Origin of the sequence: Sphingomonas sp. Leaf25 (assembly GCF_001421635.1) — a bacterium.
Lineage (GTDB): Bacteria > Pseudomonadota > Alphaproteobacteria > Sphingomonadales > Sphingomonadaceae > Sphingomonas.
This window is the reverse complement of sequence record NZ_LMKU01000005.1, coordinates 4,217-28,227: the sequence shown is the minus strand read 5'-3', so window position 1 is coordinate 28,227 and position 24,011 is coordinate 4,217. Positions and strand designations below refer to the sequence as shown.

At 68.8% G+C, this 24,011-nt stretch carries 12 protein-coding genes and 1 CRISPR repeat array; of the genes, 11 read left to right on the top strand and 1 reads right to left on the bottom strand.

Translation table 11 applies throughout. The annotated features are described in order from the left end of the window. Nucleotides 1-119: 119 nt before the first annotated feature. Nucleotides 120-2,600: a CRISPR-associated helicase Cas3' gene (cas3, locus tag ASE78_RS02725; protein WP_235514855.1), complete on the bottom strand. Its 2,481-nt coding sequence runs from the start codon at nucleotides 2,598-2,600 to the stop codon at nucleotides 120-122. Between the two features lie 193 nt (nucleotides 2,601-2,793). Here cas3 and drmD point away from each other — a divergent pair, with 193 nt between their 5' ends. The 11 genes from drmD (at nucleotide 2,794) to cas2e (ending at nucleotide 21,420) form a co-directional block, all read left to right on the top strand. Continuing rightward, the gene (gene drmD, locus ASE78_RS02720) at nucleotides 2,794-6,012 is read left to right on the top strand and encodes a DISARM system SNF2-like helicase DrmD (RefSeq protein ID WP_056492936.1); all 3,219 of its coding nucleotides are present in this window, start codon (nucleotides 2,794-2,796) and stop codon (nucleotides 6,010-6,012) included. Then, nucleotides 6,009-9,941 (top strand): Eco57I restriction-modification methylase domain-containing protein, encoded by a 3,933-nt coding sequence (locus ASE78_RS02715; RefSeq protein ID WP_082466964.1) that lies wholly within the window; start codon nucleotides 6,009-6,011, stop codon nucleotides 9,939-9,941. Before drmD ends, ASE78_RS02715 begins: the two co-directional genes overlap by 4 nt. Beyond that, on the top strand, nucleotides 9,938-13,399 hold the full coding sequence (gene drmA, locus ASE78_RS02710) for a DISARM system helicase DrmA (RefSeq protein WP_056492933.1): 3,462 nt from the start codon (nucleotides 9,938-9,940) through the stop codon (nucleotides 13,397-13,399). The genes ASE78_RS02715 and drmA overlap by 4 nt, the downstream gene beginning before the upstream one ends. Then, a complete protein-coding gene (drmB, locus tag ASE78_RS02705) occupies nucleotides 13,396-15,267 on the top strand; it encodes a DUF1998 domain-containing protein (RefSeq protein WP_056492931.1) in 1,872 nt (623 codons plus the stop codon). The genes drmA and drmB overlap by 4 nt, the downstream gene beginning before the upstream one ends. Before the next feature lie 123 nt (nucleotides 15,268-15,390). After that, nucleotides 15,391-16,893, top strand: a complete 1,503-nt coding sequence (locus ASE78_RS02700) for a hypothetical protein (RefSeq protein WP_056492928.1) — start codon at nucleotides 15,391-15,393, stop codon at nucleotides 16,891-16,893. Next, on the top strand, nucleotides 16,883-17,431 hold the full coding sequence (locus ASE78_RS18495) for a hypothetical protein (RefSeq protein WP_156351256.1): 549 nt from the start codon (nucleotides 16,883-16,885) through the stop codon (nucleotides 17,429-17,431). The genes ASE78_RS02700 and ASE78_RS18495 overlap by 11 nt, the downstream gene beginning before the upstream one ends. 17 nt (nucleotides 17,432-17,448) lie before the next feature. Beyond that, a complete protein-coding gene (gene cas7e, locus ASE78_RS02695) occupies nucleotides 17,449-18,678 on the top strand; it encodes a type I-E CRISPR-associated protein Cas7/Cse4/CasC (RefSeq protein WP_056492925.1) in 1,230 nt (409 codons plus the stop codon). Nucleotides 18,679-18,689: 11 nt separating this feature from the next. Then, entirely contained in the window at nucleotides 18,690-19,427 is a 738-nt protein-coding gene (cas5e, locus tag ASE78_RS02690; protein WP_200910983.1) for a type I-E CRISPR-associated protein Cas5/CasD, read from the top strand. After that, a complete protein-coding gene (locus ASE78_RS02685; protein ID WP_162236454.1) occupies nucleotides 19,424-20,200 on the top strand; it encodes a type I-E CRISPR-associated protein Cas6/Cse3/CasE in 777 nt (258 codons plus the stop codon). Before cas5e ends, ASE78_RS02685 begins: the two co-directional genes overlap by 4 nt. Then, a complete protein-coding gene (gene cas1e, locus ASE78_RS02680; protein WP_056492919.1) occupies nucleotides 20,201-21,100 on the top strand; it encodes a type I-E CRISPR-associated endonuclease Cas1e in 900 nt (299 codons plus the stop codon). Next, entirely contained in the window at nucleotides 21,100-21,420 is a 321-nt protein-coding gene (gene cas2e / locus ASE78_RS02675) for a type I-E CRISPR-associated endoribonuclease Cas2e (protein ID WP_200910982.1), read from the top strand. Before cas1e ends, cas2e begins: the two co-directional genes overlap by 1 nt. Before the next feature lie 46 nt (nucleotides 21,421-21,466). Beyond that, nucleotides 21,467-23,996: direct repeats of the CRISPR family, unit length 29 nt; unit sequence GGCTCCCCCGCATGCGCGGGGATAGACCC. Nucleotides 23,997-24,011 lie beyond the last annotated feature (15 nt).

Below are 24,011 nucleotides of genomic sequence, written 5' to 3'. Positions count from 1 at the left end.
CCGCACTTTTACCTCGCGCAGCGATGATGCCCAAAGCTCCAGCGTCGCCTCGATCGATGCTCCTGTCACCACGACCTCCTCGTCATGGTGACCCATTGATTCAGAATAAAACTGTGATGCTAGTCCGCACGCAATCCCCATCGATCGTAGCGGTAGCGGCGCTCGCCGAGGGTGAAGCTGGCGGTGTCGACGATCGTGACCGGGCTGTCGGGCTTCATCCCCTTCGCCATCCAGTCGGGGATTTTGAGCCGTGCGACCGACCCGCCGAACGGTCCGGCAAGACCTTCGGGAAGATCGACGATCAGGTCGCGCCCACCGAGGCGGGTGGCGACCGCGACCTCCACATCGGGGGCGAAGCTCAGCAGGCGATAGTCCCGCGTCAGATCGATCGCCAGCGCCTCGGCTGTTTTGGCCTCCGCATGTTTGCGACTGGCCTCCTCGTTGGCATGGTTCTGCCAGGTGTTTGCTCGCGCAGTCGCGTCGATGGCGTCCGGGTGCAGCGCATGCTCCACCAGCCGGCGGTTGTCGTGCGGTATCGCGATGTGCGGATTCGCTTCGATCAGGGCGAGCGTCGTCTCCAGCACGACGACGTTGCGATAGACCGGATTGCCGCCCCGCAGCAGCATCGGCGTCAAGTCGCGATCGGCCGGCCGCAGGACCAGAACACGCGCCGCATCAAAGGCTCCGCGATCGTTGCGGTCGTGGCGATGGAGACGGCCGATCCGCTGGAGCAGCACGTCCATCGGCGCGAGATCGGTGATGAGATAATCGGCGTCGATGTCGAGCGACTGTTCGAGCGTCTGCGTCCCGACCAGTATCCGCCCCCTGGCCGCGCGCCCCTTTCCGAAAGCCGCCTCCACCGCGCGATCGAGCTTGCGGCGATCGTCGGGCGCGAACCGGCCGTGATGGACCGTGGCGACGTCGCCCACCGCAAAGGCGAGATCGCCGGCACGCGCTGCGACCGCCTCCGCGACCTGTACCGCATCATTGACGGTGTTGCGGATGACCAGCACCGATGCCCCGGCACGCGCCGCGTCGATCGCGGCGGCGGCGATGGCTTCCACATCGTCGATCCAGCCGACCGTCGTGATGCCGACCTGCTTCGTTCGCCCGCCGGTCCGCACCGCGCGCGGAACGCCGTCGCCACCGGTCAGCGCGGGATAGGGGGCCGCTTCGGCCTCGGCCAGCGTCGGCTTGGGGCCGGCCGGGTTCAACAGGTCGGCGCGCGCCGTTCCGCCGAGCGTGGCCGACAGGAGCAGCGCATGACCGCCCGCCGCGCGATGATTGGCCAGCAGTTGCTTGAGCAGGCCGGTCATATAAGCGTCCGACGCATGGACCTCGTCCACGACCAGCAGGCTGCGTGACAGCGCGCTGGCGCGGAAGAGTGCGTGGCGGATCGGGATCGCGCCGAACAACGCCTGATCGATCGTGCCGACCGCCACCCGCGCCGCGAGATACCGGTCGGATCGTTCCGCCGCCCAACGCGCATCCACCTCCGCATCGGGTTCGCCCCTGTCCCAGCGGACGGCGAAATCGGGCAGCGGCTGCCCCTCGGTATCGCCCGAGCGCAGATAGCCGGGCACCGCCAGCACCGCTTCGGGCGCGCCATCGCCCCACACCCGCTGCAACATCCGGTCGACCCGATCGTGCAACTGCACTGCCGCGGACCGCGTCGGCAGCGCGAAATACAGCCCGTCGACAAGGCCCCGCCGACGCAGTGCGAGCCAGCGCCACAGCGCCGCCTCGGTCTTGCCCGACCCGGTTTCGGCTTCGATCAGGGCGATCGGGCCGAGATCGTCGGCGGCTGCGGCGTGCTGGAAGTCATAGGGGTCATTCCCGAACGCTTGGGCGAAGTCGGCTTCGGGCGTCGGCCGTGGGGTCATGCCGCGCGTCGCGACCGCCGCCTGCGCCGAGGTCCGGCGCAGCGCTTCGCGTTCGGCCCCGTGCGGCGCGCCGACCGGAAACCGGCGCGCGTCCGATCCGACCCAGTCGGCCAGCGTCACCAGCCCGGCGAACAGTGCGGTGAATTGCGGCGCGGCGGGAAGCGGCGGGCCTTCCGCCCATGCCTGCGGGTAGCGGTCGCGAATGGCGGCAAGGACGTCCAGCAGCTCCGCGATCGGATCATAGCCGGCGTCGGAATGCCAATAATCGACCAAGCCGACCCGAGAGTCGACACTTGCATGCTTACAGAACGCCTCGATCGGCCGGCCGTGATGCGCCAGCGCCGCCACGAACAGATCGGCCGCGTTCCACGATCGGAGCAGCGCCTTGATCGTCGTCGCCGCTTCACCTTGGCCTAATTCAGTGTGCAGCAGCAGCCCCGCCACCTGCGCGGTATGGCCGATCGGCGGCTGGCCGGGGGTCGAGCGTGCCTGGAAGCCCCAGTTCACCTTGCCGATGTCATGCAATGCTACCAGCACCGCGAGGCGGATGACGTCCAGCTCGGTCAGCCGCCTGCCCGCCGCCGCTTCCAGCGCGGGCCGCCACGCCGGGAGCAGCGCGAGGAACGCCGCCGCCACGTCGAGGCAATGGTCGGTGAGCGGCAGCGCCGCGACGATACGGTCGTCCTCGTCCCGCTCAAGCTTCGCCCATGGTCGCATGACGTCCACTTGCTTTCTCCCCGTTTCCGTACCGTCGGCATATCCATCGCCGGTCGGTGTCGCCGCGCCATTCATATCCATAATGGCGGTATTTCCGCCAGCGGCGGGCCGAACGATCGGTAACGGACCCAGTCTGCGTTGTCCCCCTCCCCCCACCCCCGCACCATGCCTGTCCGGGAGGGGAAACGGTCCGATGGATGCGGCGCAACGACGGGGCGGAACGGGCGGATCGGGTCCGTCGATCGGACAGTTCGTGTCGCTGCGCGGCCGGCTCTGGCTGGTCGAAGGCGAACCGGATGGCCCGTATGACGGCCATCATCTCGCCTGCGTCGACGACGACGCCGGCGGCGAGGAAGCCCGCGTCCTGTGGAGCGCCGAGATCGATCCCCGGCTGCGCGACGAGGAGGCGTGGGACACGCTGGCCAACGGCGGCGGCGACGCCCGGTTGTTCGCCGCCTATCTGCGCACCGTCCGCTGGCGCACCGCGACCGCCGCCGAACGCGATCTGTTCCAGGCGCCGTTTCGCGCCGGCATCCGGCTCGACCCCTATCAGTTGCTGCCGCTGCGCAAGGCGCTGCGCCTGCCGCGCGTCAACCTGCTGATCGCCGACGACGTCGGGCTGGGCAAGACGGTGGAGGCCGGGCTGATCCTGCGCGAACTGCTGTTGCGGCGACGGGTCGACTATGCGGTCGTGGTCGCCCCGGCGGCGATGACCGGCCAGTGGCGCGAGGAATTGCAGACGAAGTTCGGCCTCGCGTTCGATATCGTCGATCGCCAGCATCTCGAAACGCTGCGCCGCCGCCGGGGATATGGCGCGAACCCATGGGCCACCGGATCGCGCTTCATCCTGTCGCACCGGTTGCTGACCGACGAAGCCTATGTCGCGGGCCTGCGCGACGTGCTGGAGGATTTTCGCGCGCGGTCGCTGCTGATCCTCGACGAAGCGCATCATGCCGCGCCCTCGGGCGGGGGCCGCTATGCGATCGAAAGCCAGTTCACCCGCGCGCTGCGCGACCTGTCGGACCGGTTCGAACATCGGCTGTTCCTGTCGGCCACGCCGCACAACGGCCACGCCAACAGCTTCGCGACATTGCTCGAACTGCTCGATCCGCAGCGCTTCACGCGCGGGGTGCCGGTGCGCCCTGCCGATCTCGAACCGGTCATGGTTCGCCGGTTGAAAAGCGACCTGCGCGCATTGGGCGAGGCATTTCCCGAACGAGTCGTCGAACCGGTCGTCCTGACCGGGCTGTCCGCCGACGCGCCCGAACTTCGCCTGGCGGGGATGCTCGCCGACTATCGCGAGGTGCGCGAGCGGCGGATCGGCGCGCTCAAGGGGCCGGCGGCGGCGCGGGCGCGCCTCGCGTTCGTCGGCCTGCAACAGCGGTTGCTGTCGTCGATCCCGGCCTTCGCACGGACGCTGCGGGTGCATCTCGCGACACTCGACCGGGCGATCGCCGGGCCGGCGCCGGCACCCGCCATGCCCGACGATGTCGAGATCGAGGCCCCCGAACGCGCCGATCAGGAAGCGGCACTGCTCGACCGGCTCGACAGCGTTGCCGCCGATCAGGCCGAGGCGGCGACGCTGGCGGGTATCGGCGGTGCGTCCCATGCCCATCTGCTGGCCGAGCGGGCATATGCCGCCGAGATGCTCGACCTGGCCGACAGCGTGCGCGGCCAGCCCGATGCCCGGGTGCGCTGGCTGCTCGACTGGGCCGCCGCGCATCTGCTCGACGGGGATGGGCGGTGGCGCGACCGGCGGCTGATCCTGTTCACCGAATATGAGGATACCCGCCGCTGGCTCGAACGGCAGTTGGGGGTGCTGCTCGATTCGTCCGACGGCCATGAGGCGTCGCGCATCGCCAGCTTCACCGGCATCACCTCGACCGAGCGGCGCGAGGCGATCAAGCGGGCGTTCAATGACCCTGACGATCCGCTGCGCATCCTGATCTGCACCGATGCCGCGCGCGAGGGGATCAACCTTCAGGCACAGTGCCACGACCTGATCCATGTCGACCTGCCGTGGAACCCCGCCCGGCTGGAACAGCGCAACGGACGGATCGACCGCAAGCTGCAACCCAGCCCGACCGTCACCTGCCGCTATTTCGTCTATGCCGACCGACCAGAGGACGTCGTGCTCGACGCGCTGGTCCGCAAGACCGAGCTGATCCGTCGCCAACTGGGCTCGGCGGGTCAGGTGCTGGGCGCACGGATCGCCGATCGGCTGGGCAGCGGGATTGCCCGCGCGGCGGCGATCGAGCTTGCTACCCGCATCCGCGACGAGGAAGCCGACGAACGGGTCCGTGCGGCGGTCCGCGATCTCGACGATGGCGACGCCGCCCGCCGCGCCCGGCTGAAACGCGAGCAGGCCGAGCTTGCCGTCGCACTCGAACGCGCGCGCCGCCGGGTCGGCGTCGAACCCGACGACCTGCGATCGGTCGTGGCGCTGGCGCTCGAACGGTCGGGTGGCGGCTGGAGCGATGGTGAACGGATCGGGGAAACGCCGGTATTCCGGCTGGATCCGGCCTTTGCGAGCGATTCCGGCTGGCAACCGCTGTTCGACGAACTGCGCGCCCGTGGCCCCCGCCCCGGCGAACGGCCGGGGGAATGGCGTGCCAGCGCCGATGCGCAGGTCCGGCGCGTCAGCTTCGCCCCCGCGATCCTGCCCGACGGGCGCGATGCCGGCGATGTGGTGCAGGTACATCTGGAACACCGCCTCGTCCGCCGGTTGCTCGGCCAGTTCCTGTCGGCGGGGTTCCAGCAGGGACTGGAGCGGGCCTGCGTCATCGAAACCGCCAGCGTGCCGCGCCCGCGTGTCGTGCTGATCGGACGGCTGGCGTTGTTCGGTGAACGCGCGGCCCGGCTGCACGAGGAGGTGATGAGCGTCGTCGCCGACTGGCGGCCCGCCCCGCGCGACGGGTCGCTCCGGGCACTGGCCGAAGGGGGCGAGGCGGAGGGGCGCGTGCTCGACGGGCTGATCGCGGCGCTGGGCGAGGCGCGGATGGCCACGCCCGACGTCGCCGCGGCGATCACCGCGCAGGCCGCCGTCGACGTCGCCGATCTCCGCCCGGTCCTTGCCGAACGGGCAGCGGTGCGGCAGGCGCGCGTCGCCGCCGAACTCGACCGCCGCGCCGCCGGTGAGGCCGATACGCTCCACGCACTGCTGCAACAGCGGATCGATCGCATCCGCCGTGAACGCGGCAGCGACGATCGCCAGTTCGCGCTGCTGCTCGACCCCGCCGAGGCACGACAGCGTACCGCCGACCGCCGGTCGTGGGACCGCGCGGCGACGCGGCTCGACGACGAACTGGTCCGCGAACCCGAACGGCTGCGCGCGGCGGCCAAGGTGCGCGCGAGCCGGCTGGAGCCGATCGGGCTGGTCTATCTCCATCCCCCCGGCTGGAACGGCGAATGAGCCGGCCATCGCCCACCGACGCGCACGACTGGATCGGCTATCTCCAGCCGACCGGGCTGGTCGTCGCATCCGCAGCGCTCGCCCGGATCGGGGCATGGCCGGCACCGCAAGGGCCGGAGGACGGCGCGGTCGTAACGCGAGCGCTGGCGAGCGCGGACCAATGGACGTTCTTTCGTGACGTGCTGGGCTGGCCGGCCGAACGAGTGGCGGGATCGCCGGGCGGACCGGCGCTGCCCGATGGGCTACGCTGCTCGCTCGATGATGGCGCGACGCTTCTCGAACCGGACTGGGCGGTGTTCGCCGCCGACGGGTTGGTGCAGTTGCTCGTACGGATCGAGGGCGATGACGTCGATCTTGACCGGCGGGGCATGCTGGACGGTTGGGCGGCAACCGCCCATCAGCGCTTCGAACGCCTGCTGCGCGAAACCGGCGTCCCGGCGGGCGTGCTGATCGGCGCGCGGCCGACCGGGCGGAAGGAAGGACCGGCGCAGGAAGCGGTCCTGCGCCTCGTCGTCGCGCCGCGCGGCGACGTGTCGGGGCATATGACATGGCCACTGGCACCGCTGGCCGAGGTGTCGGGGCGGGCGATGCTAGGCGGGCTGAAATTGTTGCTCGATGCCCATGCGCTGTTCACCGGACCGCCGTCGCACCGGCTGCCCGCGTTGCTCGCCGAAAGCCGTGCCGCGCAGGCCGATGTGTCGATCCGGCTGGCGGGACAGGTGCTCGCCAGCCTGCACGAACTGTTGCGCGGCATCGATGCGGCGTCGCCCGAACCGGTTCGCCGGCTGGCCGCGCACGACCCGCAGCATCTATACGAAGGGCTGCTGACCGTCCTGTTGCGGCTGATCTTCATCCTCTATGCCGAGGATCGCGCCCTGATGCCCTCGGCCAGCGGCGCGGCGGCGGCGATGCTCTACGAACGCGGCTATTCGCTGGGTGCGCTGCACCTGCATCTGCGCGACGATGCCGCGCGTCATCCCGATGGCATGGACGAGCGGCGCGGGGCATGGGGGCGGTTGCTGGCACTGTTCCGGCTGGTCGAGCGCGGCCACCCCTCGAGCTTCATGCAGGCGCGCGGCGGCAAGCTGTTCCGCGAGGCGGCGTTTCCGTTCCTGCTCGGGCGGGGTGATGCCGACGATCCGGCGCGGGTGTTGCCAGTCGGCGACGGCTGCATCCTGCGCGTGCTCGACGGACTGCTGCTGCTGGGTGGCGAACGGGTCGCCTATCGCTCGCTCAGCGTCGAACAGATCGGGTCGGTCTATGAAACGGTGATGGGCTTCACCGTCGAGGCGGCGAGCGGCGCGATGCTGGCGATCCGGGCCGGAAAGACCAACCGGGTGCCGGTGTGGGTCGATCTCGCCGCGCTCGCCGCAGTTCGTAGCGGCGAGCGCGAGAAGTGGCTGAAGGAGGCGACCGGGCGCGGCAATTTTCCTGCCGCCGTCGCGAAGGGGCTGCGACAGGCGGTCGACGTCGCCGCGCTGGTCGCGACGCTCGCCCCCGTCGTCGATCCGCGCGCGTCGCCGCGCGGCAGCCCGGTCGCGGCCGGCACCCCGATCCTGCAACCCACCGACGAACGCCGACGGACCGGTAGCCATTATACCCCGCGTTCGCTGACCGGGCCGATCGTCGCCCATGCGCTGCGACCCGCCTTCGACCGGATCGGCCCCGATGCGCGCCCGTCGGAGGTCCTCGACCTGAAGGTCTGCGATCCCGCCGCCGGGTCGGGCGCGTTTCTGGTCGAGGCGTGCCGGCAGCTCGGCCAGCGGCTGGTCGATGCGTGGGCGCGCTGGCCGGTGCAGCGGCCAACGATCCCCGCCGACGAGGACGAACTGCTCCATGCGAAGCGGCTGGTCGCGCAACACTGCCTGCGCGGCGTCGACCGCAATCCGCTGGCGATCGATCTCGCCAAGCTGTCGCTGTGGCTGGAGACGCTGGCGAGCAACCATGAATTCACGTTCCTAGACAATGTGCTGCGCGCCGGCGACAGTCTGGTCGGGCTGCCCAACCCCAAGATCGTCGCCGTCACCTGGGGCAAGGTGTCGGGCCAGCACAGCTTCGTTGAGGCGATCGTGCGCGATGGGATCGATGCGGCGGCCGAACTGCGCCGGCTGGTCCGCACCGAGGCGGAGGTCGCCGCCTATGACGTGCAGGAAGCGCGTCACCGCGCCGCCGGAACCGCGTTGAAGCGTGCGCATCTGGTTGCCGACGCGATCCTCCAGTCGTTCTTCGAGGGCACCGGCGCGCGCGATCGCGACGTGCGGCTGGCGGAGGTGCAGCAACTGGTATTGGCACCGAGCGAGCAAAGCTGGGCCGCGCTGGAGGCGTTGCGCGATCGGTTGCAGGCATCGCCGATCGGGATCGCCAGCTTCCATTGGGAACTGGAATTCGAGGATGTGTTCACCCGGCCCGATCCGGGGTTCGACGCGATCATCGGCAACCCGCCGTTCGCCGGCAAGAACACCATCGCCGCCGGCCACGCCCGCGCCTATCCCGACTGGCTCAAGACGCTGCACCCCGGCGCGCACGGCAATGCCGATCTGGCGGCGCACTTCTTTCGCCGCGCGTTCGCGCTGCTGCGGCGGGGCGGCGCGTTCGGCCTGATCGCGACCAACACCATCCGTCAGGGCGATACCCGCGAAACCGGGCTGCACCGGATCGTGCAGGACGGCGGCACGATCTACCGCGCGGTCAGCCGGTATCAATGGGAAGGCGACGCCGCCGTCGTGGTGGCGCAGGTCTTCGTGGTGAAGGGGGCGGCGAGCGGACCCGCGATGCTCGACGATCGCCCGGTGCGGCGGATTTCGGCCTATCTGATGGAAGGCGATCTCGACGGATCGCCGGCCCGGTTGGCGGAGAATGCGGCGGGGTCCTTCATCGGATCGCTCCTACTCGGCATGGGTTTTACCTTTGACGATGTAAACGCTGCCAAAGGCAAGGCATCGCCACTCGCCGAAATGCAACGACTATTGTCCGCCGATCCGCGAAACAGGGCGGTCATCAAACCCTATCTCGGCGGCGAGGAGATCAATAATTCTCCGACCCATGCCCACCATCGCCATACCATCGATTTCGCCGACTGGCCGCTCAGACGCGAAAGCGACCTTGTCTGGAGCGGTCTTTCGGACGCCGAGCGTGCCGATCGCCTGCGCCATGGCATCGTGTCGCCGCAATACGCCGGACCGGTCGCGGCGGATTGGCCGGACCTGCTCGCTATCGTCGAACGACGGGTAAAACCCGACCGGCTTTCGCAGGGCGACCCCAATGGCCAGCGGATATGGTGGCGATTCCTGCGGGGTCGCGGCGAGTTGTACCGCACGATCGCACCGTTCGATCAGGTGCTGGTCATCAACTGTGGCGCGACGCCGCATGTCTGTTTCGCGCGGCGTCCCGGGAATGTCGTGTTCTCCCACACCGCCGCCGTCTTCGCGCTCCCGACGCTGTCGGCGTTCGCGGTGCTGCAATGCCGGGTTCACGAGGTTTGGACGCGGTTCTTTGCGTCCTCAATGAAAGACGACGTTCGCTACACACCATCCGACTGTTTCGAAACCTTCCCCTTCCCGACCGACTACGCCAGCAACGTGTCGCTGGAAACCGCCGGCCAAGCCTATCACGACCATCGCGCCGCGCTGATGATCGCCCGCGATCAGGGCATGACGCCGACCTACAACCGCTTCCACCGGCCGGGCGATACCGCCGCCGACATCGTCCGCCTGCGCGAACTGCACCATGCGATGGATCGCGCGGTCCTCGTCGCCTATGGCTGGGACGACTTGGCCGATGCCGTCGCGCCGGTGTTCCTGACCGCCGGGAGCGAGGACGATCATCGCTATCAGAACCGGCTGTTCTGGCCGGCCGCGTTCCGCGACGAGGTGCTGGCGCGGTTGCTGAAACTCAACGGAGAACGCGCGATGCAAGGGAGGCTGCCATGACCGCCGCCGGGGTTCGCAGCGCGATCGTCGATCGCCTGCGCCGCAATCTGATCGGCCCGTCCGACCCCGCCGACGCCGATCTCGCGACCGAACGGCTGCCGCCGGGCGAGAGCCCGTCGCGCTGGTATCTCGCCGGCTTCATCGCGCCGTCGGGCGAACTGACCGTGCTGGGCGACCTCGCCGGCGAAGCGCAGGAGGACGAGGTCGACAGCTTCATCCCCGACACCGAGGGGTTCGGTGCCGGCGGTGCCGCCGGCGACCATGACGAGCCCGATCCGCCGGCCACCCGGCGACGGTTCCTGCCCAGCAGCATCGGCCTGTCGACGATGGTCGATGCGGCGGCAACGACGATCGACGTGACCGTGCGCTGGGGCGACTATGTCCCCGAACCACCGGTGCCGTTCGAAATGCTGGAAAGCGGCGGCGAGCCCAGGGGCCAGCCGATCAGTTGGCGGCGCGTGCCCCGCGACGCGACGATCACCATCGCGTTGCCCGACGCGGCGGCGGGGATCGTGCATCACCCCCTGCCCGGCTCGGCGGCGACCGCGCGGCCCGGTGGCGCGCTCGAACTGGCGGTGCGGACGCGGCCGTTCCGCCTCAACCTCGCCACCGGTGCCACGCGCGCGGTGCAGGTCGTGACGGTCTTTCTCATCAACAAGCGGCTGGAACCGGCGTCGCACTACCGCGACCTCGCCTATGCCTATCAGGTGCAACTCGACGTGACCTGCGCCGGGGGCTTCGTGGCGCAGCACGACCTGTCGCGCATCGCCCGCGACGACTGGGACGACCAGTTGGCGGACCTGCATTACCGCGACAGCGCCGCCTATTCCGCCGGCCTCGGCTGTTCGACCGGCCATGTCGTCGGGGGCGACGGGCAAGTCCGGTGCATCCATACCACCCATCTGCCGCGCGCGGCGGTGGAGCGTACCGTTGCGGCCCCGGTCGCCGACGTGACCTTCGCCATGGACCGGCTGGCCGACCTCGCGCGAACCGATGGCACGGCACTTGCCGACGCGCTCGCCCCGCTCATCCCCGCCTATCGCGCATGGTCGCTCGCGCAGGAGGCGATGGCGGCGAGCGATCCGGCGATCGTCGGCGCACCGCAACGCACCCGCACCGCCGCCACGCTGCTGGCGGCGCAACGGGTGGCCTGCGACCGGATCGCGGCGGGCATCGCGCTACTTGCCCAAGACGAACGCGCGCGCACCGCGTTCGAGATCGCGAACCGCGCCATCGCCGATGCCGCCCGCGCGCGCCGGCCGCAGGACAGCGCACCGGCGTGGCGGCCGTTCCAGCTCGCCTTCCTGCTGCTGAACCTCGCCGGGCTGGTCGATCGCGGCCATGACGATCGCGAAACCGCCGACCTGTTGTTCTTCCCGACCGGCGGCGGCAAGACCGAAGCCTATCTCGGCCTCGCCGCCTTCACCATCGCGCTGCGCCGGCTGGGTGCGGACGGCGTCCTCGGGGCCGGGGTCGCGGTCATCATGCGCTATACGCTGCGGCTGCTGACGCTCGACCAGTTGGGACGCGCGGCCGGCGTCGTCTGCGCGCTGGAGCTGTTGCGCACCGGCGATGCCTATCGCGACGATCGGGGTCGTCCCCTGCTTGGCGACTGGCCGATCGAGATCGGGCTGTGGGTGGGATCGGACGCCAGCCCCAACCGGCTGGGGCGACGCGGCGACCGCAGCGACGGCACCGCCGTCCGCCGCGTCCGCGCCTATACCAGCGGTCGCGACACGCGCGCGCCCGCGCCGATCAAGACCTGCCCGTGGTGCGACACGGCGTTCACCCCGCAGAGCTTTCGCTGCGTACCCAATGCCGACGCGCCGACCAACCTCGAACTGCGCTGCGTGAACCTCGCCTGCCCGTTCACCGGCGACCGCGCACTGCCGGTGGTGACGGTCGACGAGGCGATCTATCGCCGCCTGCCCGCCTTCCTGATCGCGACGGTCGACAAATTCGCCGCGCTGCCATGGAACGGGCCGGCGGGGGCGTTCTTCGGCCATGTCGACCGGCACGACGATACCGGCTTCTATGGCGCGGCCGAACCGGGGCATGGCCGCACGCTCGGCGATCATCCGCTCGCGCCACCCGATCTGGTGATCCAGGACGAGCTGCATCTGATCTCCGGTCCGCTCGGCACCGTCGCCGGGCTGTACGAAGCCGCGATCGACGCGCTGGCAACTCGCGACGTCGGCGGACGGCGGGTGCGGCCGAAGATCGTCGCCTCGACCGCGACGGTCCGCCGCGCGAGCGACCAGATCCGCGCACTGTTCGACCGGCACGACACGCGCATCTTTCCCGCCCCCGGCGTCGATCGCCGCGACAGCTTTTTCGCGCAAACCCGGCCCGAAAGCGATGCCGATCCGGCACGCTGGTATGTCGGCATCGCCGCGGCGGGGCGCGGACCGAAGCTGGTGTTCCTACAAGCGCTCGTCACGCTGCTCGGCGCGGCGCAGGGCCTTGCCGACGAGGGCGGCGACGCCGATGCCTATCGCACCGCGCTGTGTTATTTCAACGCGCTGCGCGAACTGGGCGGCGCGCGGCGGATCGTCGAGGACGAGGTGGCGACCCGCCTGCTCGATTACGGCGACCGCCGCCGCCGAATCGAGCCGGTCGACCGCCCGTTCGGCAACCGCCTGCTGGGCGAGCCGGTCGAGCTGACGTCGCGCGTGTCGACCGATCAGGTGGCGGCAGCCAAGCGCCGGCTCGAAACGTTGTTCCTGCCCGATCCGGCCGGCGAAGCGCCGGTCGACGTCGCGCTGGCGACCAACATGATCTCGGTCGGCCTCGACATCGACCGGCTGGGACTGATGCTGGTGCAGGGGCAGCCCAAGACGGCGGCGGAATATATCCAGGCGACCAGCCGCGTCGGGCGCAATCCCGCCCGGCCGGGGCTGGTCGTGGCGGTGCTGAACGTCCACAAGCCGCGCGATCGGATGCACTTCGAACAGTTCGGCCATTTTCACGCCACCTTCTACCGCGCGGTGGAGGCGACCAGCGTGACGCCATGGTCCGCCCGCGCGCTCGACCGGTCGCTGGCCGCCGTCGTGGTGGCGATCGCCCGCCATCTCGATCCGGCGCTGACCCCGTCCGATGCGGTCGACGTGCTGGCGAACGCGCCCGCCGTCCGGGCCGCCGTCCTCCGCCATCTGGTCGATCGCGCACCCGCCGATATTGCCGGAGGCAAAGCGCGACTGGCGGCGACGATCGAAGGTCTGCTGAGCGACTGGACCGCCATCGCCGATGCCCAGATCGCGACCGGCGCGGGCTTCACCTACGACACCCGGCCGCAGCGGCTGCTCCACCCCCCGCTCGACCCGGCATTGCCCAACCTCGACCCCGCGCACCGCCGGTTTCAGGCCGGGTGGAGCATGCGCGACGTCGAGCCGGGCGTCCTCGTCAAACCCCGTGGACCGACCGGCGAGACGGTCAGCGGCGCCGGAGACATGACATGAGCGGACACCGCCCGACGCTGCGCCAGTCGCAGCTCATCACCGGTTTCGGTCCCGGCGCCATGGTCGACCTGCCGACCCGCTCGGTCATTATCGGCGGGCTGGACCTGTGGCACATGCGCGAGCGCGGCAGTTGGCGGCCGATCCACGAACCGCGCGCGGTCGCGGTGCTGGAAACGCTGCTGCGCGCCGGCGGGCGGCTCGACGACGGCGTTCGCCTGTCGCTGCGCACCCCGCCCGCGCAGGACGAAGGGGCGAGCGGCCGGGCCGATCCGCCGGGAATCGAGGCGCGCATCTTTCCGGCATGGTTCGTCGCGCGCAATGCCGAGGTGGTCGGCGACGTCCGCCGCCGCCGGCTGGTGCGCTGGCGCGACCTCAATCCGCGCGGCCGTGCCGATTTCGTCGACGACGACGGCCGGCGCAAGGCGGTGACGCCGATCCGCTTCGTCGCCGGCTGCCGCAAGGGGCATTTGCAGGACATCGACTGGACCTTCGCGGTCCATATCGGGTCGCCCGATCGGTGCGCGCAGCCGCTGTGGCTGGAGGAACAGGGCACATCGGGCAGCCCGGCGGCGACGCGGATCGTCTGCGATTGCGGCGCGGCGCTGTCGTTGCGCGATGCGCAGACGAAAGGCCGGTTCGGCCCGTGCCGAGGACGCCGCCCATGGTTGCGGACCGACGAACCGGGCGGATGCAGCGAGGATCTGCGCTTTCTCACCCGCACCGCGACCAATTCCTATTTCCCGCAGGTGCTGACCGTCATCTCGCTGCCCGCCGCCGAGGACGAACTGACCCGGCTGATCGAGCAGCACATGGACGCGATCGGCTGGGTCGAGCGGACGGCGGAGATGGCCATCGCCCGCCGCGCCAACCCCGCCGTCGGTGCCGCGCTCGCCGGCTGGAGCGACGCGGAGATCGTCGGGCGCATCGGCCAGCTTCGCGCGACCGGCCAGCAGAATCTGGACAAGGCCCCCAAGGTCGCTGAGTTCGACCTGCTGGCCAGCGGACTGGCCGAGATCGGCTCCGACAACGCCGAGGCGCGGCTGCACGCGCGGACGCTGGCGCGCGAGGCATGGGACGGCAACCGCGCGCGCCTTACCCCGATCGCCTCGGTGGTGTCGGTCCACCGGTTGCGCGAGGTTTCCTGCCTCTATGGCTTCACTCGGTTCGAAGCGGCCCCGACCGCGATCGACGGCGATCTGGAGGAACTCTATCTCGCGGTCGAGGGCGCGGCGCTAGCCGATCATCTCGAGTGGCTGCCGGCGGTCGAGCAACTTGGCGAAGGCATTTTCTTGCGCTTCGACCCGGCGGTGATGCGCGACTGGCTGAGCCGCCCCGAAGTCGCACGGCGGCACGACCTGCTCTATCGCGGCTGGGACCGCTGGCGCGACGGGCAGATCGGCGGCGACCGGCTGCGCTTCCCGACGCTGGCCTATTACGCGATCCATAGCCTGTCACATGCCCTGCTCAACGAGATCGCGCTCGAATGCGGCTATCCCGCGACCTCGCTCAAGGAACGGCTCTACGCGCTGCTCGACCCCGATGGCGAGCGGTACGGGCTGCTGCTCTATACTGCCAGCACCGGCGCGGGCGGCACGCTGGGTGGCCTCACCGCCGTCGTCCCCCGGCTGGGCGCGATCATCGAACGCGCGCTCGACCGGCTGGCGCTGTGTTCGGGCGATCCGATCTGCACCGAACATGATCCCGATTCCCACATGGACGAACGCGCGCTGAGCGGTGCCGCCTGCCACAGTTGCCTGCTGGTCGCCGAGACGAGCTGCGAGGCGCGCAACCTCTATCTCGACCGCACGCTCGCCACGGCGACCGTGCTCGATCACGGCGCTGCGCTGTTCGGGCAGGCCACCGGATGAGGAGCGTCGCAATCATGGCCGGGCGGCGGTTTAGCGCCAGTTTTCATGCTGTTCCTGTTGGCAAATTTCGGCTTGCGCCGCGCGGTGCTTCCCGGCAGCTTGGCGTGAACGGGGGGAGAACGCATGATCGGTTGGCGTGACGGCGACGGAGCGGTGCATCGTGGCTCGCTGTTCGCCGCATTCGCGGCATTGTCGCGCGGCGAGGCATGGAGTTTCCCCGCGCTGCGCCCGCATCAGCGCGAACCATGGCACAGTTTCACCGTACAGGTCGCAGCGCTCGCCTTGCTGAAGGCCGGAACCGACGAACCGCCGCACGACGAAAGCACATGGCGGGAGCTGCTGCTCGCGCTGACCCCGGCGTATCCCGACGGCGAGCCATGGTCGCTGGTCGTCGAGGACTGGACCAGACCCGCGCTTCTCCAGCCGCCGGTCGTGATCCCGGCCAATCGCGCCGACTACAAGAGCCCGCTGCGCACGCCCGACGCGCTCGACATGCTCGTCACCTCGCGCAACCACGACGTGAAGCAGGAACGCATCGCCATCGCGAGCGAGGAGGACTGGCTCTTCGCCTTGGTCACGCTCCAGACGACCGAGGGGTATCTGGGGGCGGGAAATTTCGGCATCTCGCGGATGAATGGTGGATTTGCCACGCGGATGACACTGGGCATCCGGCCGGGCAACGGTGGCGCGGCGGCGGCGTTCTGGCGCGATGTGGTGCGGCTAGTGCAGCATGGCCGCGCCCGTCCCCAACGTCGACAGGGCACCGCGCTGCTCTGGACCGTGCCGTGGGACGGGACGCTGTCGCTACGCTTACCCGACCTCGACGAACTGTACGTCGAGATTTGCCGTCGCATCCGCCTGACCCACACGCCGTTAAATGGGGTCGAGGGACTGGCCGCTGGATCGAAGGTCGCGCGGATCGCCCCCGGCGATTCGAAGGGCGTCACCGACGATCCCTGGGCGCCGATCAAGGTTGACCGGTCATCCAGTCATACCCCTAGCAGCGCCGGCTTCGGCTATCGTCAGATCACGCATCTGCTCGACGACAAGAAGATCACCCGTCCGTTGCTCGCCAATCTCTACGACGGCGACGATCCCGCGGGCCTCACCATCCTCGCCGCCGCACTGGTGCGCGGACAGGGCAAGACCGAAGGACTGCACCGCCGCCCGGTACGCACCAGCCGGATGGGCGAATGGGACGGTTTCAGCGAGGACCCGCTCGACCGCGTCGGCAAGGTAGCGGAAGAACGCGCGGTTCAGGCCGGAATGGCTGCTAAATTTCTGCGCGACGCTTTGCTGGTGTTGGTTCAGGGCGGGCCAGACGAACCGCGCCTTGACGACAGTTCGGGGCGGAAGAAAACCGACCGCTACGTCGAACGGTTCGACGCCTGCGTCGACCAGGTGTTCTTTGACAAGGATTTCTGGGCCGAAGTGGTAAACGACCCGGGCAACCATCTCCAGGAATGGCGCAAGCGGTTGCGCCTGATGGCAGGTGCCGAACTGGACCGCGCGGCCGATGCCGGACCACTTGGCGAAATGCGCCTGCTGCGAGCCCGCCCCAAAGCTCGAATAAAGTTCGACGATAAAATGGACCCGTGGATAAAGAAAGCGGAACATGGCAAGTAGCGCAACCACCGTTGCTACCCAGCGAAGCAGTTCGGTAAACGTCAACGACTGGATGGAATGCCTGTCGTGGCAATTGCAGTACAGTTCGACCGGCCAGCGAGCCAGCCTGCGACGGATACCACTGACCAAGTCGTTCAAAGCCGATGGCACTATCATCGCCTTCATTACCAAGGCGAATGTTCCATTATACAAGCGGGAACACGACTTCGATCGCTGGCGAATGATAACGCATTTCGCCGCCATGCTCGTTGGAACGGGCGAGGCAGGACCGAACTTGCCTTTTGTTCACAAAGATAAAAAGTGTCTGGGCACGATATTAGGGACGCTCGATTATCCCGAAGTTCGGCTGTTACGGCTGCTGAGTGTGCGTGGCGAAGCACTCGACGACCAAGTTCGGCGCGTTGCCCGGATATTGGCGCAGAAAGGCGAACGTCAGGTCAATCTTTGGAGATTGTACCACCTCCTGAGCGGCGATGCGAAGAGTGCCGAGGCCGCCCGCATCGCAATCGCGCATAATTTCTACATCGCCAAACCATGATTCACGACGGGGATCCCATGACGAACAGCGACATGCTGCCAAAATTCCTGCAAATCCATTTCCTTGCTGCATGGCCCGGCGCGCTGCTCAACCGCGACGATGCCGGTCTGGCCAAGCAATTGCCGTTCGGCAATGCGACGCGGACGCGAATTTCGTCGCAATGTCTCAAGCGGCACTGGCGGACCGCCGATGACCAGCATGCGATCGACAAGCTGGCAAAGGCACATGGCGCGGACGGCGTTCGCAGCAAGTTCGCGATCGAACAGCGGGTGACGGACGGTTTGCGACAAACGCACCCCAAGAAAGATTTGGTCGACGCGATCGAACTGGCGATCCTGAAAACGATCTATGGCGACAGGGCCAAGTTGTACGATGGCACGTCGGCCAGCGTCCGCGAACGGCAGGCGCTGCTGCTCGGCCCCGCCGAACTGGCGTATCTGAAGTCGCAGGCGGAACGCTTCGCCAGCGAAACCGACGATCCGAAAGAGGCCAAAACGCTGGTTGAGACATGGGCGAAGGAACGCGACCAAAAAGGCAATCTGAAGCAGTTGCGTGAACAGAACGCACTGGCATCAAGCCTTGAAGCGGCACTGTTCGGCCGGATGGTAACGAGCGATGCGCGCGCGAACCGTGACGCCGCGATCCATGTCGCCCACGCCTTCACCGTCCATCAGGAACAGTCTGAACTCGATTATTTCACGGTCGTCGATGATTTGCGCCAGGAAGAGAGTGACGCCGGTGCCGCCGGTGTCTTCGACACGCAACTGACGTCGGGCCTCTACTATGGCTATGTCGTGGTCGACGTACCGCTGCTGGTATCGAACCTGACCGGTTGTGCGCGTAGCGACTGGGCCGGCGATCATGACCGTGATCTTGCCGCGCAGGTCATCGAGCACCTCGTCTATCTGATCGCCGAAGTGACGCCGGGCGCGAAGAAGGGATCGACCGCGCCCTATAGCCGGGCGGAACTGGTGCTGATCGAGGCGGGTGATCGCCAGCCGCGCACGCTGGCCAACGCCTTTCGCGACGCGGTGCCGCTGGTCGAGAAGAACAGCAATGCCTCGCTCGGCATGCGGACCGCCGGCAAGATGGCCGACTGGCTCGCCGCGCTCGACAAGATGTACGAAACCGGTGAGGAACGCCATCAGGCCGCCATGCCTGATCTCGTCCTCGACGGCGTGCCCAACCACAGCCTGCGCGAACTGGCCGACTGGGCCGGTCATGTCGTGCGCACGGCAACGTTGTAGGGCGCCGGAGCGTGAGGCATCTGCTTCTCGATCTCGACGCGCCGCTGATGAGTTTCGGCGGCGATCTGGTTGATGCGTACGGGGTGGTGCGCGATTTTCCCGCCAAATCGATGCTGGCCGGACTGCTCGCCAACGCGCTCGGCTGGGAACGGCATGATGCGGCGGCGCATGCCGCTTTGCAGGAGCGGATCGTGATGGGGTCGGTGCGGGTTCTCGCCGGACAACGGCTGCGCGAGTTTCAGACCGCGCAACTGGGCGCGAACGATCGTGGCTGGACGACGCGCGGCCGGGTGGAGGGACGTGCGGGCGGTGCGGCGACCTATAACGCGCCGCACATCCGCTATCGCGACATGGATGCCGATGCCCGCGTCCTGATCGCTTTCCGGCTGACCCCGGCGGAGGTCGCGCCCGACCTCGACACGCTGGGGGCAGCGCTAGACCGGCCGGAACGCCCGCTGTTCATCGGCCGCAAGCCATTCGTGCCGTCACGACCTCTGGTGCTGGACATCGTCGACGCGGCGACGATCCCCGCCGCGCTGGTAGACGGGCTAGCGCTGCTCAAGGACTTGCCGACGGGCTTCAACGCGGCCGCCACCCTGCCCGCGCAATGGCCGATCGGCGAAGCAGTGGACGTGGCGGGTGCGGAGGAAGAGGAACTGACCGACGAACGCCACTGGCCGGCCGGGGTCCATGCCGGACTGCGCCGGGTGATGCGCGGATCGATCGCATGGCCGGAGACGACCGCATGACGCTGCATCTCGTCCGGCTGGCGATCGACCGGCATCCGCTCGCCGTCTACGCCGCCGAGCGGCGGCTGGCCGACGATGACGGCGGCTATGCCTTGCACCATGCGCTTCGCAACCGGTTCAGCAGCGCCGCCCCGCAACCGTTCCGCTATTTCGCCGAACATCCGCGCGGTCCGCATCTGCTGGGCTATGTTGCCGACCGGTCGGCGCTTGATGATGCGGCGGCCCTTCCCTCCGCCGACGATCTGCTGCGCTCGGTCTTTCCCACACCGCCCGATGTTCAGGAAATGCCGGCGACGTGGCGCGCCGGCAGCCGCTATGATTTCGAGGTTCGCGCCCGCCCGGTCGTCCGTTTCGGCAAGAAGAAGCGCGCCGAACGGGCCGGGCGGCAGGACGCGTGGCAACGTAGCGCGAGCGAGATCGACGCCTATGTCGCGGCCTGCGAACGGGTGGTCGCGGCAGGTGGCGACAGCAAGACCGTCCACCGCGAACACGTCTATCGCGACTGGCTGCTCACCCGGCTCGACGGGATCGTCGAGGTCGAGACGGTCGACCTGCGCATGGCGCTACGCCAGCGCACCCGGCGCAGCATCCATGCCACCCCCGGCAAGCCGGCGCGCACTTGGCCGGTGGAGGGGCCGGATGCCCTCCTCGCGGGTACGTTGCGCGTGACCGACCCCGACCGGTTCGCCGCGCTGCTGGCACGCGGCGTCGGCCGGCATGCCGCGTTCGGCTTCGGCATGCTGCTGCTGCGGCCGCCGGGGCGGAACGGGTAGATGCTCTCCGGCCGACTGGGCCTCGAGAAAGCCCGCATCCCGCATGCTGACCGTCAGGGGCTGGTCTGGCTCGATCGCGGGCGGTTGGAGGTCGAGAACGGCTGCCTGCGCTTCGTGACCGCCGGCGGCGGGCAGATGGCGGCCGGCGACTATCAGATCCCCTATCATGCCATCTCGATCGTGCTGCTCGGCCCCGGATCGAGCGTCACCCATGATGCGCTGCGCCTGCTCGCGCGTCACGGCTGCGCGCTGGCGGCGATCGGCGACGGGGCGGTGCGCTTCTATACCGCGCCGCCGCTGATGCCTGACAGTTCGGCGCTGGCGCGGGCGCAGGTGACGCGCTGGGCCGACCCCAAGTTGCGTATGGAAACCGCACGCGCGATGTACGCGATGCGCTTCGGCGAGATCGTGCGGACGCGCGAGATCGCCGTGCTGCGCGGACAGGAGGGCGCGCGGATCAAGCGGGCCTATGCGCTCGCGGCCGAACGCCATGGCATTGTGTGGAACGGGCGACGCTACGACCGCGAGAACCCCGAGGCCGGCGATCTTGCCAATCAGGCGATCAACCATGCCGGATCGGCGATGACCGCCGCCGCCTGCGTCGCGGTGGCGGCGACCGGGGCGATCCCGCAACTGGGCTTCGTCCATGAGGATTCGGGCCAGAGCTTCGTCCTCGACATCGCCGATCTCTATCGCCACGACGTGCTGCTCGACATCGCTTTCGGCGCCGTCCGCGAGGCGCGCGCCCGGGGTGCCGCCCCGATTGAACGTCTGGTGCGCAAACGCTCGGCATTGCTGTTCCGCCAGCGTGCTGTCATCCCCGGCATGATCGACCGGATCAAGACGCTGCTGCTGCCGGGCGAAACGCCACCCCCGGCGCCCCCGGCGGGCGTGGCCTGATGGCTATGCCGCTTACCGTCGTCATCACCCGCGATGTCGAGGATCGCTACCGCGGGTTCCTCGGCTCGGCGATGCTTGAACTGGCCCCCGGTGTCTATGCCCAGCCCCGGATGAGTGCTGGCGTTCGCGGCCGGATCTGGGCTGTGGTCGAGGAATGGCATGGCCGCCTGCGCCGCGGCAGCATCGTGATGTGCTGGGCCGAATCCGCCGCCGCCGGCGGTCTGGGGCTTGCAACGCTGGGCGAACCGCCCAAGGATGTGACGGCGCACGACGGCATCCTCCTGGTCCGCCGCGCCCTCCCCGCCCGAACGGAGGATTGAATGGATCTTTGACATTGTGAGAGAGAACAGCCAGTTAGGTGGCAGAGGCTCCCCCGCATGCGCGGGGATAGACCCCCTTTGAAATGCTGCGGGCGAGGATCGGCGACGGCTCCCCCGCATGCGCGGGGATAGACCCATCGGAACGAGCGTACCACGATAGTCGTAGGTGGCTCCCCCGCATGCGCGGGGATAGACCCTGGCGATGGCGATCGGCACTACCGCATCGGTCGGCTCCCCCGCATGCGCGGGGATAGACCCCACCTGTTCGCAGGCACGCCAGCAATCAACACGGCTCCCCCGCATGCGCGGGGATAGACCCTTCACCCGCTCACCCTGTAACCATAGTCTGAAGGCTCCCCCGCATGCGCGGGGATAGACCCAGTGCGTCGACCTCTACCGGGCACTGCTTAGCGGCTCCCCCGCATGCGCGGGGATAGACCCGGATAGTCGCGCTCGGAAACGTACCCGTCGACGGCTCCCCCGCATGCGCGGGGATAGACCGTATGGGGCAATCTGTAGACAAATCTTTCTTTGGGCTCCCCCGCATGCGCGGGGATAGACCCCCTTCACCAGATTGATGCCGTTCTGTGCATCGGGCTCCCCCGCATGCGCGGGGATAGACCCTTCGTGCCCACGGTCGAGGGTGCGATCATCAAGGCTCCCCCGCATGCGCGGGGATAGACCCGACCGGACAAACGCGAACCCCGCTACCGGTACGGCTCCCCCGCATGCGCGGGGATAGACCCCGCGCCGGCATCGGGATTGAGCATTGCTTCTTGGCTCCCCCGCATGCGCGGGGATAGACCCCGGCACATCCGTTTGGCGCTCGCAATGAAAGAGGCTCCCCCGCATGCGCGGGGATAGACCGCAATCTTCATGCCTTGGTTCTGGGACCCGGGTGGCTCCCCCGCATGCGCGGGGATAGACCCCACCTGCGCCTCGCGGTCGCCCGCCCATTAATGGCTCCCCCGCATGCGCGGGGATAGACCCGTCCTGTCGAGCGGCAAATGCAACCGGCCGGCGGCTCCCCCGCATGCGCGGGGATAGACCCCGGATCAGCAGCGTAGCCCGATAGGTCCGGCGGGCTCCCCCGCATGCGCGGGGATAGACCCTCGGCGCTGCGCTCGTATTGATCAATCAGCCAGGCTCCCCCGCATGCGCGGGGATAGACCCGGCCCCGGCGCGCGCATAGGCCGACTGCCGCTGGCTCCCCCGCATGCGCGGGGATAGACCCGCGGTTTGTTGTGCCGGTCGCGATACTCCGACGGCTCCCCCGCATGCGCGGGGATAGACCGGCAACACGACCTTGTCGGAGCGCATTGAGATCGGCTCCCCCGCATGCGCGGGGATAGACCCTTCTCGGCATCGGTCTTGCCGCCCTTGCGCTCGGCTCCCCCGCATGCGCGGGGATAGACCCGAACGTCAACGACTTAGCGGGGATCGGCACTTGGCTCCCCCGCATGCGCGGGGATAGACCCCCCTTCGGCTTCCCCATGCACCGATGGGCGCTGGCTCCCCCGCATGCGCGGGGATAGACCCACATTCGCCGGCGATTACGAGATCGCTACACCGGCTCCCCCGCATGCGCGGGGATAGACCCCCGTTCTGGCCGCTGGCTTTGCAGTCAAAAGCGGCTCCCCCGCATGCGCGGGGATAGACCCGACCTTCACTATCTGCTGCGCGACCACCAGTTGGCTCCCCCGCATGCGCGGGGATAGACCCGTGGTGATGAACGGCAGTGGCGGTCCGATCCTGGCTCCCCCGCATGCGCGGGGATAGACCCGGCGCGCGGGTTGCGCCCGGTCGCGAGACGATGGCTCCCCCGCATGCGCGGGGATAGACCCCTCGCCACGTTCGCGACCCAGATGGGCGAGACGGCTCCCCCGCATGCGCGGGGATAGACCTTTCATCCTGTCCATGTTGGAGGAACGCCAGCGGGCTCCCCCGCATGCGCGGGGATAGACCCTGTCGACCCCGTCGAGCGTGGCCCACCAAGCCGGCTCCCCCGCATGCGCGGGGATAGACCCATCGTCTTGGCATATTCGTGGAAGGCCTTGAGGGCTCCCCCGCATGCGCGGGGATAGACCCCCCGCCGGCGTCGGATACCGCGAAGCCCTTGTGGCTCCCCCGCATGCGCGGGGATAGACCCCTGATCTACCGGAAAGAGCGGTTCGCATCCTTGGCTCCCCCGCATGCGCGGGGATAGACCCATCGCCTTTCTCTTGACCGACCCCTTACGGCGGGCTCCCCCGCATGCGCGGGGATAGACCCAGATCGGTACGGGTCATCGGCCGACAAGCTCTGGCTCCCCCGCATGCGCGGGGATAGACCCATGCCGGACCGCACGACCTTCCTGTCGAACCTGGCTCCCCCGCATGCGCGGGGATAGACCCCGACGCGCCGAGACGGCGCGCCAGATGGCTTCGGCTCCCCCGCATGCGCGGGGATAGACCGTCACTTGGCCGTAGGTGGCCGTGTCGATAAGCGGCTCCCCCGCATGCGCGGGGATAGACCGTAGCGTGGGGCGCATAGATCGTTGAACGCCGTGGCTCCCCCGCATGCGCGGGGATAGACCCGTGGCCGCGCTCGCC

Excerpts from the sequence above, each read along its gene's own strand:
- cas3 (WP_235514855.1), bottom strand. The coding sequence starts at position 2,600 with ATGCGACCATGGGCGAAGCTTGAGCGGGACGAGGACGACCGTATCGTC.
- drmD (WP_056492936.1), top strand. The coding sequence starts at position 2,794 with ATGGATGCGGCGCAACGACGGGGCGGAACGGGCGGATCGGGTCCGTCG.
- ASE78_RS02715 (WP_082466964.1), top strand. The coding sequence starts at position 6,009 with ATGAGCCGGCCATCGCCCACCGACGCGCACGACTGGATCGGCTATCTC.
- drmA (WP_056492933.1), top strand. The coding sequence starts at position 9,938 with ATGACCGCCGCCGGGGTTCGCAGCGCGATCGTCGATCGCCTGCGCCGC.
- drmB (WP_056492931.1), top strand. The coding sequence starts at position 13,396 with ATGAGCGGACACCGCCCGACGCTGCGCCAGTCGCAGCTCATCACCGGT.
- ASE78_RS02700 (WP_056492928.1), top strand. The coding sequence starts at position 15,391 with ATGATCGGTTGGCGTGACGGCGACGGAGCGGTGCATCGTGGCTCGCTG.
- ASE78_RS18495 (WP_156351256.1), top strand. The coding sequence starts at position 16,883 with ATGGCAAGTAGCGCAACCACCGTTGCTACCCAGCGAAGCAGTTCGGTA.
- cas7e (WP_056492925.1), top strand. The coding sequence starts at position 17,449 with ATGACGAACAGCGACATGCTGCCAAAATTCCTGCAAATCCATTTCCTT.
- ASE78_RS02685 (WP_162236454.1), top strand. The coding sequence starts at position 19,424 with ATGACGCTGCATCTCGTCCGGCTGGCGATCGACCGGCATCCGCTCGCC.
- cas1e (WP_056492919.1), top strand. The coding sequence starts at position 20,201 with ATGCTCTCCGGCCGACTGGGCCTCGAGAAAGCCCGCATCCCGCATGCT.
- cas2e (WP_200910982.1), top strand. The coding sequence starts at position 21,100 with ATGGCTATGCCGCTTACCGTCGTCATCACCCGCGATGTCGAGGATCGC.